Here is a 13,767-nt window from a genome sequence, read left to right on the forward strand (position 1 = left end):
AGGCGGTTTAAAGGGCGAGGTCTTGCAGTTCGAGTTCGAGCGGCGTGGGACCGGACAATTTTACCCGCTGGTGGGCTGCCAAAGACAGCGTGGCGCCGACCACGTCCGGGCTGATCGGCAATTCGCCGGCGTCCAGGTCCAGCAGGCACACGAGCGTCACGCTGGCCGGGCGCCCGTAGTCGAACAGCTCGTTCAGGGCCGCGCGAATGGTGCGACCGCTCATCAGTACGTCGTCAATCAGCACCAGGTGCTGGCCCTCCACTTCAAATGGCAGCGCCGAGGGTTGCACTTGCGGGTGCAGGCCGTTCTGGCTGAAGTCGTCGCGGTAGAAGGACACGTCCAGGGTGCCCAGTGGCGACTCGCTGCCCAGCTCGGTCAGCAAAGCCTGGGCTACCCACACGCCGCCGGTGCGGATGCCGATGAAGCGCGGTTCGCTGATGCCACGGTGTTTCAGGTGGGCCGTGAGGCGTGTCGCCATCTGGGTGATCAGTTCGGCGGGATTGGGCAGGCTCATGGGGGGCTCCTTGGTTGGCCTCGCACAGGCAAGGTCCGGGCTCAAACGTAAAAAGACGCGGCATGCCGCGTCAGTCAGGATGCAAATAAAGCCGTGTTTTCATCCAGCCAGCCCTGCAACAACAACGCGGCGGCGATGGCGTCCACCGGGTTGTCGCGGTAGCTGCCCTTCTGCCCGCCACGGTCGCGGCGTTCACCCTTGGCTTCAAAGGTGGTCAGGCGTTCATCGTGGGTATAGAAGGGCAGGTTGTAGCGGCCATTGAGACGGCGCGCGAATTTCTCGGCGCGCAGGCACATCTCGCTGGGGGTGCCATCCATGTTTAAGGGCAGACCGACCACCACGGCGTCGGGCTTCCATTCATTGATCAGCGCTTCGACCTGATTCCAGTCCGGCACGCCGTTCTGGGCCTTCAAGGTACACAGTTCGCGGGCCTGGCCGGTGATCACCTGGCCGACGGCCACGCCGATCTGTTTGGTGCCGTAGTCAAACCCCAGGATCAAGCGCAAAGCCATCAGGCGTGCCCCGCCTGGCTGGTCAGCAGGTTAAGGTTGACCCGCAGCTTGGCGGCGGCCGCTTCCAGACGCAGTTCGCTGGCTGTATTGAACAGGATGTCGGCGTCGAACGGGCAGGTGAGCCAGGCGTTGCTCGCAAGCTCCGCCTCCAGTTGCCCGGCTTCCCAGCCGGCGTAGCCCAGGGCGATCACGCTTTGCTCCGGGCCCACGCCGTCGGCGATGGCGAACAACACATCCTGGGAGGTGGACAGCGACACACCGTCCAAGTCCACCGTGGCCTGGAACGTCGGCCCGGTCGGGTGCAGGACGAAGCCACGATCGGTCTGCACCGGCCCGCCGATGTAGATCGGCACGCTCTGGCAACTGGAGGGCGGGTCGATCTCCGGGCGCAATTGCTCAAGGATATCGGACAGGTTCAGCTCCTGCGGGCGGTTCACCACCAACCCCATGGCACCATTGGCGGTGTGCTCGACGATGTAGGTCAAGGTCTGCGCAAAGTTCGGGTCGGCCATGTGGGGCATGGCGATCAGGAAGTGGTGCTTGAGGTAGGTCGGGCTGACATTTTTCATGTCCGGTAGTGTGGCGGCGGAGGGGCGACCTGACAAGCCGGGGATGAATTGCACACGGCAATTGTCATCAGTTGCTGTACAGCCGATCACCCTTGGCGAATTTCCAGGTGCGGATGATTTCCAGGCGGTCCACGTCGTTCAGGTCGCCGGAAAACGGCGCAAAGGGCGCGGCCAGGCGCACGATGCGCTGGGCGGCCTGGTCCAGCAGCGGCTGTCCGGAGGACTCCAGCACCTGAACTTCGTACAGGGTGCCATCACGGTTGATTGACACCAATAGACGCAAATTTCCGTAAATCTGCTGGCGCCGCGCTTCTTCCGGATAGTTGAGGTTGCCGATGCGCTCGACCTTCTTGCGCCACTCATCCTTATACCAGGCACCCTTGTCGCGCATCGTCGAGGCCGCGTTGAGGCGGTAGATGCGCGGGCGCTTGGCGTACAGCTGCTGTTCGTGGGCCAGTTCGGCTTCCAGGCTGGAGATCTCGTCGGACAGGGTCGAGCTGTCGAACGTCGGTGCCGGCTTTGCCGGTTCGGGCTGCGGGTCGGTTCTGGTTTTTTCACGTTGCACCGGCGCTTTCTGCGGTTTGGGCGCGACGGTGGTGACGGCAGGCTTGGGCGTGGCCTGTTTGACCTCAGGCTTTGGCGTCGGAGGCGGGGAGACCTTATTGACCTTGTTGTCCTGGAAGGGCGCCACTTCAGTGGTCTTGGGCACGGCTTTCTTGTCGAGTGTGCCGCTGCCCTGCTGGTTTTCCTGGGCGAGAAAATCGGCCTTCTCGGGTGCTTTTTCGCTTTTGAACGTGGCGAGGGTGATTTCCAGCGTCCGCGTGATCTGCCTGGGCTCGACCATGGTAAAGCCCACGCCGAGAATCAGTGCCAGGTGAATCAACGCTGCCAGAAACAGGGTAAATCCGAGCCGATCAGCCGGGCGCACGCTGTTGTGGGAGAGTTCGGGGGGCAGTTCGGGCGGGAGCGTCATGACAAAAAAACCAACATCGCGCGTTTCACAGGTGGGGCATGATAACGCAATGTTGGCGTGTGTCCGGCGGTCTATGTCACTTGGATTGCAGCTTGCGCTCAATCGCGGCCATCAGCATTTCGCCGATGTTCGTGCCAAATGCATTATCAATCTCGCGAATACAGGTCGGGCTGGTGACGTTGATTTCCGTGAGGTTCTCACCGATCACGTCCAGGCCGACGAACAGCAGGCCCTTCTCGCGCAGGGTCGGGCCGACCTGTTGCGCAATCCAGCGATCCTTGTCCGACAGCGGACGCGCTTCACCGCGCCCACCCGCCGCCAGATTGCCGCGCGTCTCGCCCGCTGCCGGAATCCGCGCCAGGCAGTAATCCACCGGTTCGCCGTCGATCATCAGGATGCGCTTGTCGCCGTCCTTGATCGACGGCAGGTAGGCCTGGCCCATGATCTGCTGGGTGCCCAGCACCGTCAGGGTCTCCAGAATCACCGACAGGTTGGGGTCGCCGGCCCGGTGACGGAAAATCGAGGTGCCGCCCATGCCGTCCAGCGGCTTGAGGATCACATCCCCATGTTTGGCGGCAAATTCACGCAGCACATCGGCACGACGGCTGACCACGGTGGGCGGCGTGCACTGTGGGAACAGCGTGGCGAACAGCTTTTCGTTGCAGTCGCGCAGACTCTGCGGCTTGTTGACGATCAACACGCCGGCGCGCTCGGCCTGCTCCAGCAAGTAGGTGGAGTAGACGAACTCCATGTCGAACGGCGGGTCCTTGCGCATCAGGATCACGTCCAGATCGCTCAGCGGGCTGTCGATTTCGTCCTGCAGCTCGAACCACTTCTCGGGGTTGGCGAACACCTGCAGCGGGCGCATGCGGGCACGGGCCTCGCCGTCGCCCTGGTAAAGGTCGCGCTGCTCCATATAGAACAGAGTCCAGCCGCGTGCCTGGGCGGCCAGCAGCATGGCCAGCGAGCTGTCCTTTTTATAGGAAATGCTGGCGATAGGATCCATGACAATGCCGACGCGAACGCTCATGGGGGATTTTCCTCTGCAGATAGGGCGCATAAAAAGTGGCGTCAGAGTGGCGCTGTGGCTGTTGTGGGTCAAGGAAAAACCACCGGGCGGGTGCCTCGATAGATTGCACCCCCGAGACTGTGCTAAAAAGACTGCCACAGCGCACCAGCCCTTGAATTCCAAGGCTTGCGGCGCTCATGCTGTGCGACATCAGGCAGCACGCACGAAAAACCGATTCGCCGTGGCGATGGTAGAGCAACTATGGAACAGCATTCCAACGCCTTGAGAGTGATGGTGATCGACGATTCGAAAACGATCCGCCGCACCGCCGAGACCCTGTTGAAGAACGTGGGCTGCGACGTGATCACGGCCATCGACGGTTTCGATGCCCTGGCGCGGATTGTCGATCATCACCCGCACATTATCTTTGTCGACATCATGATGCCGCGCCTGGATGGCTACCAGACTTGCGCGCTGGTGAAGAACAACCCGGCGTTCAAGGCGATCCCGGTGATCATGCTGTCGTCCAAGGACGGTCTGTTCGACAAGGCCAAGGGTCGCATCGTGGGGGTCGATCAGTTTTTGACCAAGCCGTTCAGCAAGGAAGAACTGCTGGGCGCGATCAAGGCCTGCGTGCCGGGGTTTGCCGCAGTAGAACAAGCACACTGACGCCGTCCCCCGAGGGCCGGCGCCGACCAATGTAGTGGGGAAAACCATGGCACGTGTTCTGATCGTCGACGATTCGCCGACCGAAATGTACAAACTCACCGGCATGCTCGAAAAGCACGGCCACCAGGTACTGAAAGCCGAGAACGGCGCGGACGGCGTGGCCCTGGCCCGTCAGGAAAAACCCGACGCCGTGCTGATGGACATCGTGATGCCCGGTCTCAACGGCTTCCAGGCCACGCGCCAACTGTCCAAGGAGCCGGAAACCAACGGCATCCCGATCATCATTATCACCACCAAGGACCAGGAAACCGACAAGATCTGGGGCGCGCGCCAGGGCGCCAAGGATTACCTGACCAAGCCGGTGGACGAAGACACCCTGATCGCCACCCTCAACAAGGTGCTGGCCGGCTGACGGCACGCCATCATGACCGAGTCGCACACCGCCTTCGAGCTGCTGCTGGACATCGACCGCCGCTGTCGCCTGCTGGCCGCCGACCTGCCGTCCCAGGAAACCCGCCTGCAGCGCTGGAGCGGCATCGGCTTTCGTCTGGGGCAGCACTGGTATGTGGCGCCCATAGGCGAAGTCGCCGAGGTGCTGCATGAACCGCGCTGCACCCTGATGCCCGGCGTGAAACCCTGGGTCAAGGGCGTGGCCAACCTGCGCGGGCGACTGTTGCCGGTGATGGATCTGGGCGGGTTCCTCGGCCTGCCGCTGTCCAGGGCGCGCAAGCAGCGGCGGGTACTGGTGGTGGAATTCAACGAGCTGTTTGTCGGGCTGCTGGTGGACGAGGTGGTGGGGATGCAGCATTTCGCACAAGACGCGCTGGTGAGCGATGCCCGCCCCGACACGCCGTATATCCAGGGCCGCTTCGACGGCGAGTCGCAGTGGCAGGTGTTCAGCCCCTTCGCCCTGGCCGATGCCTCGGGCTTTATGGATGTTGCCGCATGACCACCCCGACCACGCCCAGGCCCCAGGCCGCGTCGCGCAGCCGTTCACAGATCATCGTGCTGTTCATCGCGTTGATCGTGTTTATCATGCTGCTGTTCGCCAACTTCGCCTACCTCAATACCCAGTCCACCTACGACAAGCAGTACATCGGCCACGCCGGCGAGCTGCGCGTGCTGTCCCAGCGCATCGCCAAGAACGCCACCGAAGCCGCTGCCGGCAAGGCGGCGGCCTTCAAGCTGCTCGCTGAGGCACGCAACGACTTCGCGCAACGTTGGGGCTACCTGAAAAAAGGTGACCGGGACACCGGCCTGCCCGCCGCACCCAGTGCCGTGCGCAACGAAATGCGCGCGGTGCAGACCGACTGGGAAGCGCTGCTGAAGAACACCGACGCTATCCTCGCCAGCGAACAAACGGTGCTGTCCCTGCACCAGGTGGCCGCGACCCTGGCCGAAACCGTGCCGCAGTTGCAGATGGAATCGGAAAAGGTCGTCGACATCCTGCTGCAGCGCGGTGCCCCGGCCAGTCAGGTGGCCCTGGCCCAGCGCCAGTCGTTGCTGGCCGAGCGTATTCTGGGCGCGGTCAACACGGTGCTCGCCGGCGACGAAACCGCCGTGCAGGCCGCCGATGCGTTTGGCCGCGACGCCAACCGCTTTGGCGTGGTGCTCAATGGCATGCTCAACGGCAACCCCGGGCTGCGCATCACCCAGGTCGAAGACCGCGACGCCCGCGCGCGGCTGACGGAAATCGCCGAGCTGTTCGAGTTCGTGTCGGGCTCCGTGGATGAAATCCTCGAAACCTCGCCGCAGCTGTTCCAGGTGCGCGCCTCGGCGAGCAACATCTTCAACCTGTCGCAGACCCTGCTCGATGAAGCCTCGCACCTGGCCACCGGTTTCGAAAACCTCGCCAGCGGACGCAGCTTCGACACCATCGGCGGCTACGTGCTGGGCTTGCTGGCGCTGACCTCGATCATCCTGATCGGCCTGGTGATGGTGCGCGAAACCAACCGCCAACTGCGTGAAACCGCCGAAAAGAACGAGCGCAATCAGAACGCGATCATGCGCCTGCTCGATGAAATCGAAGACCTGGCCGACGGCGACCTCACCGTGACGGCCTCGGTGACCGAAGACTTCACCGGCACCATCGCCGACTCGATCAACTATTCCGTGGACCAGCTGCGCGATCTGGTCGCCACCATCAACCTCACGGCGGGCCAGGTTGCCGGTGCCGTGCAAGAAACCCAGGCCACCGCCATGCACCTGGCCCAGGCCTCGGAGCATCAGGCCCAGCAGATCGCCGAAGCCTCCACCGCGATCAACCAGATGGCCCAATCCATCGACCACGTCTCGGCCAACGCCGCCGAATCCTCGGCGGTGGCGGAGCGCTCGGTGGAGATCGCCAACAAAGGCAACGAGGTGGTGCACAACACCATCCACGGCATGGACAACATTCGCGAACAGATTCAGGACACCGCCAAGCGCATCAAGCGTCTGGGCGAGTCGTCCCAGGAAATCGGCGATATCGTCAGCCTGATCGACGACATTGCCGACCAGACCAACATCCTCGCCCTGAACGCCGCGATCCAGGCGAGCATGGCCGGTGACGCCGGGCGCGGGTTCGCCGTGGTGGCCGACGAAGTGCAACGCTTGGCCGAGCGCTCATCGGCCGCCACCCGGCAAATTGAAACCCTGGTGCGGGCGATCCAGGCCGACACCAACGAAGCCGTGATTTCCATGGAGCAGACCACCACCGAGGTGGTGCGCGGCGCGCGGTTGGCCCAGGACGCCGGCGTGGCGCTGGAGGAGATCGAAGGCGTGTCCAAGACCCTGGCGGCGTTGATCCAGAGTATTTCCAACGCGGCGCAGCAACAGACGTCGTCGGCGGGGCAGATCTCCCTGACCATGAACGTGATTCAGCAGATCACCACCCAGACCTCATCGGGCTCGACGGCGACCGCCGAGAGCATCGGCAACCTGGCAAAAATGGCCAGCCAGTTGCGGCGTTCGGTGTCGGGTTTCACCCTTCCGCCGCCCAAGCCGGTCGACGATTGAAATGCTATCTCAAGAACACCACAGTTCAAATGTGGGATATCCATTGTTCTTGGCACCACCAGCAACCCACGAATTCTAAGCGGAGCAGTTATGGTTGATCGGCACGACTACGTGGCCCTCGAATGGGTCAAGGGCGACATTGCCGAAACCCTGAAACAGGCCCGTTCGGCGCTGGACGCGTTTGTCGAAACCCGCGACGCCGACGCCCTGGGCGAGTGCCTTGCGTGCATCCATCAAGTGCATGGCGCGCTGCAAATGGTCGAGTTCTACGGCGCGGCGCTGCTCGCCGAAGAGATCGAGGAACTGGCCCTGGCGCTGCAGGCCGAACGCGTCAGCCAGCGCGACGAAAGCATCCGCCTGCTGCAACAAGCCCTTGGCCAACTGCCGCTGTATCTGGACCGCGTACACAGCGCCCGGCGCGATTTGCCGCTGGTGGTGCTGCCGCTGCTCAACGACCTGCGCAGCGCCCGTGGCGAAAGCCTGTTGTCGGAAACCAGCCTGTTCAGCCCGCAGTTGCTGTCGATTGCACCGCTGCCCGACGACGCCCTGGCCCAGCGCGATCAGCCCGAGCTTCACGAGCAATTGCGCCAGTGGCAGCACTGGCTGCAACAGGCGCTGGCCGGGTTGCTGCGCGAGGACCACGACCCAAGCAACCTGGAAGACATGGCGCGGGTGTTCGCGCGCCTCGAAGCGCTGTGCCAGGGCGCGCCGCTGCTGCCCTTGTGGCAAGTCACCTCGGCGCTGGTCGAGGGCATGCTCACCGGCGTGATCGCCAACAGCCCGGCGTTGCGCAGCCTGCTCAAGGCCAGTGGCAAACAACTCAAACGCCTGCTCGCCCAGGGCATAGGCGGGATCAACCAACTGGCCCCGGATGGCTTGCTCAAAAGCCTGTTGTTCTACGTCGCCAAGGTCACCCGTCCTACGCCGCGCATGCAGAGTTTGCGGGAGCGCTACGGCCTGGATGACGCTTTGCCCGACAGCGCGCTGGTGGATGCCGAACGCGCGCGCCTGGCGGGGCCGGACCGCAATGCCATGGGCTCGGTGCTCGGTGCGTTGTGTGAGGAGCTGGTGCGGGTCAAGGAGCGGCTGGACCTGTTCGTGCGCAGCGACCGCCAGCACATCGGCGACCTTGACGCGCTGCTGGCGCCGCTGCGCCAGATCGCCGACACCCTGGCGGTGCTGGGCTTCGGCCAGCCGCGCAAAGTGATCATCGACCAGTTGGCCGTGGTGCAGAGCCTGGCCCAGGGTCAGCGCGAGCCCAATGACCCGGTGCTGATGGACGTGGCAGGCGCGTTGCTCTACGTCGAAGCCACGCTGGCGGGCATGGTCGGCACCGTGGAGGCGCAGGGCCGCGAAGAGAGCCGCCTGCCCACCACCGACCTGACGCAGATTCACCAGCTGGTGATCCGCGAATCCTGCCAGTGTCTCAAGCAAGCCCGGGAGTTGGTGATCGATTGCCTCGAAGCCGATTGGGACCGCCAGCACCTGGAGTCGCTGCCGGAGCTGCTGAGTCAGGTGCGTGGCGCGCTGGCCATGATCCCCTTGCCCCGCGCGGCAAGCCTGATGCGCGGCTGCGCCGATTACGTGAATAAACAGTTGATGGTCAACGAGGCCGCGCCGTCCGCCGTGCAGCTGGAGCATTTTGCCGAGGTGATCAGCAGCCTGGAGTATTACCTCGAACGCATGCTCCAGGACCCCGACGCCGACGGCGAGCGGGTGCTGGAAATGGCCACCCAGGGCCTGACCGCGCTGGGCTACCTGCCTGCGGCCAAACCCTGGCGCCAGGCGCTGGTGGCGCCGGAGGGTGCATTGGCGGGCGATGAAGCGCCGAGCCAGTCGCAGTTCGACGCCCTGGCCAGCCCCACCTCACGCCTGAACCCGCCGGCCCGACAACGCCCCGGCAGCCTGTTGCCGCCGCCCGCCGACGAAGCCCCCATCGACGATGAACTGCGCGAAGTCTTCCTCGAAGAAACCGAAGAAGTCCTCGAGGTGCTGCACCGTGACCTGCCCAACAGTGCCGACAAAACCGCCCAGGCTGAAATGCGCCGCGCCTTCCACACCCTCAAGGGCAGCGGTCGCATGGTGCGCGCGCTGGTACTGGCCGAGCTGGCCTGGGCCGTAGAAAACCTGCTCAACCGCGTGCTGGAGCGCAGCGTGGTTCTTGGCGCCGACGTGCAACAGGTGCTGGATGAAAGCGTGGCCCTGCTGCCGGAGCTGATCGCCGATTTTGCCAGCGACGACCAGCACCAGCGCGATGAAGTCGACGCCCTGGCCGCGCGCGCCCACGCCTTGGCCAGCGGCACGCCAACCCACGCCGTCGAACCCCACGACCCGATGCTGTTGGAGATTTTCCGCAACGAAGCCCAGAGCCACCTCGAGAGCCTCAACCTCTTTCTGCACCAGGCGGCCGAACATGTTCCGCTGCATGTGAGCGACGCCCTGCAACGCGCGCTGCACACCCTCAAGGGCAGCGCCTACATGGCCGGTGTGTTGCCCATTGCCGAGCTGGCTCGCCCGCTCGATCACCTGACCCGCGAATACAAGGCCCACCGCTTGCCGCTGGACCTGGACGAAGTGGAATTGTTGCTGGAAGCCGAAGGCCTGTTCCAGCAAGGCCTGCGCCAGTTGCACAACGACCCGCTGGCGCCGATCGAAGGCGCGACGGACCTGATCAACCGCACCCAGGTTCTGCTCGACCAGCAGCTTCAAGCCTTGCTCGACGCTCCGGGCACGGGCCTGCGCATCAAGCGCGACCCGCAGTTGATCAGCAACTTCCTGGCCCAGGGCATGGACATTCTGCTGGATGCCGAAAGCCTGCTGCGCCGCTGGCAGCAACACCCCGGCGAGCGTCAGGAACTGAGCGCACTGCTGGACGAATTGACCACGCTGGGGGAGGGCGCACACCTCGCCGACCTGCACCCCATCGACGCATTGTGCGAAGCCTTGCTCGACCTCTACGGCGCGGTGGAAGAAAGCAGCCTGGCGGTCAGCGCGCAGTTTTTCCACGAGGCCGAACAGGCCCACGAAGCACTGATCAACATGCTCGACCAATTGGCCGCCGGTCAGGAAATCAGCCCGGCGCCGGCTCGCTTGCAGGCTCTGCGCGAGTTGCTTGACGATGCGCTCGACCCGTCCGCCACCGGACTGATCACCCGCGACGGCCATAGCGTCCCGAACATCGCCGAACTGGGCGCCGCCACGGCGCGGTTGGAGCAGGAAACGGCGATGGACGATGAGATCGTCGAGATCTTCCTCGAAGAGGCGGTGGACATTCTCGACAGCGCCGGCCAGTCCCTCAAACGCTGGCTGCTGGACCCGGAAAACGCCGCGCCGCTGTCCTCCCTGCAACGCGATCTGCATACCCTCAAGGGCGGCGCGCGCATGGCCGAAATCGAGCCGGTGGGCGATCTGGCCCAGGAGCTTGAGTGTGTGTACGAAGGTCTGGTGGACCGCCGCTACAGCTACTCGGCCGAACTGTCGCGCCTGCTGATGGCGAGTCACGAGCAGTTGGCCTTGCAGCTGGAAGCGCTGCACGACCACCAGCCGTTGAGCGATAGCCGCGAACTGATCGACACCTTGCGTGCGCTGCGCCAGGCCAGTGCGCCGGCCGCACCGGTTGCCGCTGCGCAGGCCGCCAGTGCCGACCCCGAGTTGCTGGATATCTTTCTCGAAGAGGCCGCCGATATCCTCGACAGCTCCGGCGCCGCGCTGCTGCGCTGGCAGGCCGAGCCGGGCGGCCGCCAGGAAGTCGAAACCCTGCTGCGCGATCTGCATACCCTCAAGGGCGGCGCGCGCATGGTCGAGATCGCGCCGATTGGCGACCTGGCCCATGAGCTGGAATTTCTCTACGAAGGGCTGTCCGCCGGGTTGCTTGCGCCGTCTGCCGAACTGTTTGCCTTGCTGCAAGGCTGCCACGACCGCCTGGCGCAGATGATCGACGCGGTCGCCGATGGCCTGCCGGTGGGCTCAGTGGACAAGCTGATCACGCGCATCAGAAGCCTGGTGCAGCCCAGCGCGCAACCGCTGGGGCCGGTGGCGTTGCCGGCGGGCAAGAGCGAAACGGCCGTCGACCCCAACGCCGACATGGTGAAGATCTCCGCCGACCTGCTCGACGACCTGGTCAACCTGGCCGGCGAAACCTCGATTTTCCGGGGCCGTATCGAACAGCAGGTCAACGACGCGCGTGCCGCGTTGAGCGAGGTGGAAACCACCATCGAACGCATGCGCGACCAACTGCGCCGGCTCGACAGCGAAACCCAGGGCCGCCTGCTCAGCCGCCAGCAGGCCGAGGCTGAACGCCTGGGCTATGAAGAATTCGATCCGCTGGAAATGGACCGCCACTCCCAGTTGCAGCAGTTGTCCCGCGCGCTGTCCGAGTCGGCCAGCGACCTGCTCGACCTCAAGGAAACCCTTGAGCGCCGCAACCAGGACGCCCATGACCTGTTGCAGCAACAAGCGCGCATCAACACCGCCTTGCAGGAAGGCCTGATGCGCACGCGCATGGTGCCGTTCGAGCGCATGCTGCCGCGCCTCAAGCGCATCGTGCGTCAGGTGGCGCAAGAGTTGGGCAAGGATGTGGAGTTCGTGGTCGGCAATGCCGAAGGCGAGATGGACCGCAACGTATTGGAACGCATGGTCGCGCCGCTCGAGCACATGTTGCGCAACGCCGTCGACCATGGCCTGGAATCGCGTGAGGCGCGCCTGTTGGCGGGCAAGCCCGAGACGGGACGCATCAGCCTGGACCTGACCCACGAAGGCGGCGACATTGTATTCGACATGCGCGACGACGGGGCCGGCGTACCCCTCGACGCGGTGCGGCGCAAGGCCATCAAGCGCGGGCTGCTCAAACCCGATCAGGAAATGAGCGACCGCGACGTGTTGCAGTTCATCCTGCAGCCGGGATTTTCCACCGCCGAGAAAATCACACAGATTTCCGGGCGTGGCGTGGGCATGGACGTGGTGCATGAAGAAGTGCGCCAGCTGGGCGGCTCGATGGTGATCGATTCGACCTCGGGAGCCGGCGTGCATTTTCGTATTCGCCTGCCGTTCACCGTGTCGGTCAACCGGGCGTTGATGGTGCAGTGCGCGGACGATCAATACGCGATCCCGCTCAACACCATTGAAGGTCTGGTGCGCGTGCCCCCCCATGAACTGGCCGGGCATTATCAGCAGGACCCGCCGTGTTACGAATACGCCGGTCAGCGCTATGAGCTGTTCTACCTGGGCGACCTGCTGCACACCGTCGGCCGTCCGAAGCTGCTGGGCGAGTACCAGCCGGTACCGGTGTTGCTGGTGCACTGCAATGAGCGGCGCGTGGCGGTGCATGTGGATGCCATGGCCGGCACGCGCGAGATTGTGGTCAAGGGCCTGGGGCCGCAGTTTGCCGGGGTGCAGGGGCTGTCCGGCGCAACGATCCTGGGCGATGGCCGCGTGGTGCTGATCATCGATCTGTTGGCGCATATCCGCGCGCGGCAACCGGCGTTGCCGGCGCAGGCGCTGGAGGCACCGCTGGTGCTCAACGACCCGCTGAAAAAACGTCCGCTGCTGGTGCTGGTGGTGGACGATTCGGTCACCGTGCGCAAAGTCACCAGCCGCCTGCTGGAGCGCAACGGCATGAACGTGCTCACCGCCAAGGACGGCATCGACGCCCTGGCCGTGCTTGAGGAACACACCCCGGACCTGATGCTGCTCGACATCGAAATGCCGCGCATGGACGGCTTCGAAGTGGCGATCCAGGTGCGCAATGACCCACGGCTGATGCGCCTGCCGATTATCATGATCACCTCGCGCACCGGCCAGAAACACCGCGACCGCGCCATGGCCATCGGCGTCAACGACTACCTCGGCAAGCCGTACCAGGAGTCGGTGCTGCTGGAAAGCATCGCCTATTGGAGCACGTCCCATGCTTGACCACCGCGCCAGCCAACTCACCGGCCTGCTGCTGCCCTTGGCCGACCGGCACCTGATACTGCCCAACGTCGCCGTGGCCGAACTGATCGACTTCCAGCGCGGCGAACCGGCCAGTGACGCACCGCCGTGGTATTTGCGGCAGGTAACCTGGCGTGATCGGCAAATACCCTTGATCAGCTTTGAAGCGGTGTGCGGCGAGGCCAGCCTGACCGGCGAGCGTTCGCGCATCGTGGTGCTGAACGCCCTCGGCGGTCGGCCAACGCTGAAGTTCATCGCGCTGGTGATTCAGGGGATTCCCCGCTCGTACAAACTCGACAGCGAATTGAGCTACGTCGACGTGCCCCTGTGCCCGCTGGAACTGGCGGCGGTGCAGGTGGGCGAGCATGTGGCAAGGGTGCCGGATTTGATGGGGCTTGAAGCGCTGCTGGTCGAGTCCGGCCTGGCCTGATTACCCACCTGTGCATATTCCTGTGAAGATCCAAATGTGGGAGCCGGCTTGCCCTGATGCCGTTCAGTTAAGCGCAGATTCCCTGTGGCGAGCAGGCTTGTCCTGCGTTGGGCTGCGCAGCAGCCCCAAAACCAGGCGCTGAGCCGTATCAGGTACACCGCGTGTT

11 protein-coding genes are annotated in these 13,767 nt (G+C 64.3%); 6 read left to right on the forward strand and 5 right to left on the reverse strand.

Features of this window, described 5'->3' with window-relative positions; all coding sequences use genetic code 11:
* Positions 1–7 precede the first annotated feature (7 nt).
* The 5 genes from pyrR to gshB all read right to left on the reverse strand — a co-directional run bounded on the left by pyrR (position 8) and on the right by gshB (position 3,598).
* A complete protein-coding gene (gene pyrR, locus TU75_RS02690; protein WP_003234590.1) occupies positions 8–514 on the reverse strand; it encodes a bifunctional pyr operon transcriptional regulator/uracil phosphoribosyltransferase PyrR in 507 nt (168 codons plus the stop codon).
* Between the two features lie 74 nt (positions 515–588).
* Complete coding sequence (ruvX, locus tag TU75_RS02695) at positions 589–1,026, reverse strand: Holliday junction resolvase RuvX (RefSeq protein WP_003234589.1); 438 nt, start codon at positions 1,024–1,026, stop codon at positions 589–591.
* Complete coding sequence (locus tag TU75_RS02700) at positions 1,026–1,595, reverse strand: YqgE/AlgH family protein (RefSeq protein WP_060548139.1); 570 nt, start codon at positions 1,593–1,595, stop codon at positions 1,026–1,028. The genes ruvX and TU75_RS02700 overlap by 1 nt, the downstream gene beginning before the upstream one ends.
* Before the next feature lie 67 nt (positions 1,596–1,662).
* Entirely contained in the window at positions 1,663–2,568 is a 906-nt protein-coding gene (locus TU75_RS02705) for an energy transducer TonB (RefSeq protein WP_003234587.1), read from the reverse strand.
* Positions 2,569–2,644: 76 nt separating this feature from the next.
* On the reverse strand, positions 2,645–3,598 hold the full coding sequence (gshB, locus tag TU75_RS02710; RefSeq protein WP_003234586.1) for a glutathione synthase: 954 nt from the start codon (positions 3,596–3,598) through the stop codon (positions 2,645–2,647).
* 240 nt (positions 3,599–3,838) lie between these two features.
* On the opposite strand from gshB, the gene pilG reads away from it, so the two are divergent.
* The 6 genes from pilG to TU75_RS02740 all read left to right on the forward strand — a co-directional run bounded on the left by pilG (position 3,839) and on the right by TU75_RS02740 (position 13,601).
* Positions 3,839–4,246 (forward strand): twitching motility response regulator PilG, encoded by a 408-nt coding sequence (gene pilG, locus TU75_RS02715; RefSeq protein ID WP_003234584.1) that lies wholly within the window; start codon positions 3,839–3,841, stop codon positions 4,244–4,246.
* 46 nt (positions 4,247–4,292) lie between these two features.
* Positions 4,293–4,658, forward strand: a complete 366-nt coding sequence (pilH, locus tag TU75_RS02720; protein ID WP_003234583.1) for a twitching motility response regulator PilH — start codon at positions 4,293–4,295, stop codon at positions 4,656–4,658.
* A gap of 12 nt (positions 4,659–4,670) precedes the next feature.
* Positions 4,671–5,195: a chemotaxis protein CheW gene (locus TU75_RS02725; RefSeq protein WP_060548140.1), complete on the forward strand. Its 525-nt coding sequence runs from the start codon at positions 4,671–4,673 to the stop codon at positions 5,193–5,195.
* Positions 5,192–7,243, forward strand: a complete 2,052-nt coding sequence (locus TU75_RS02730) for a methyl-accepting chemotaxis protein (protein ID WP_060548141.1) — start codon at positions 5,192–5,194, stop codon at positions 7,241–7,243. Before TU75_RS02725 ends, TU75_RS02730 begins: the two co-directional genes overlap by 4 nt.
* 90 nt (positions 7,244–7,333) lie before the next feature.
* Entirely contained in the window at positions 7,334–13,153 is a 5,820-nt protein-coding gene (locus TU75_RS02735) for an Hpt domain-containing protein (RefSeq protein WP_060548142.1), read from the forward strand.
* Entirely contained in the window at positions 13,146–13,601 is a 456-nt protein-coding gene (locus TU75_RS02740) for a chemotaxis protein CheW (RefSeq protein WP_041931662.1), read from the forward strand. The genes TU75_RS02735 and TU75_RS02740 overlap by 8 nt, the downstream gene beginning before the upstream one ends.
* Positions 13,602–13,767: the final 166 nt, after the last annotated feature.

The sequence above is a fragment of the Pseudomonas poae genome, assembly GCF_001439785.1.
Classification (GTDB): Bacteria; Pseudomonadota; Gammaproteobacteria; order Pseudomonadales; family Pseudomonadaceae; genus Aquipseudomonas; species Aquipseudomonas poae.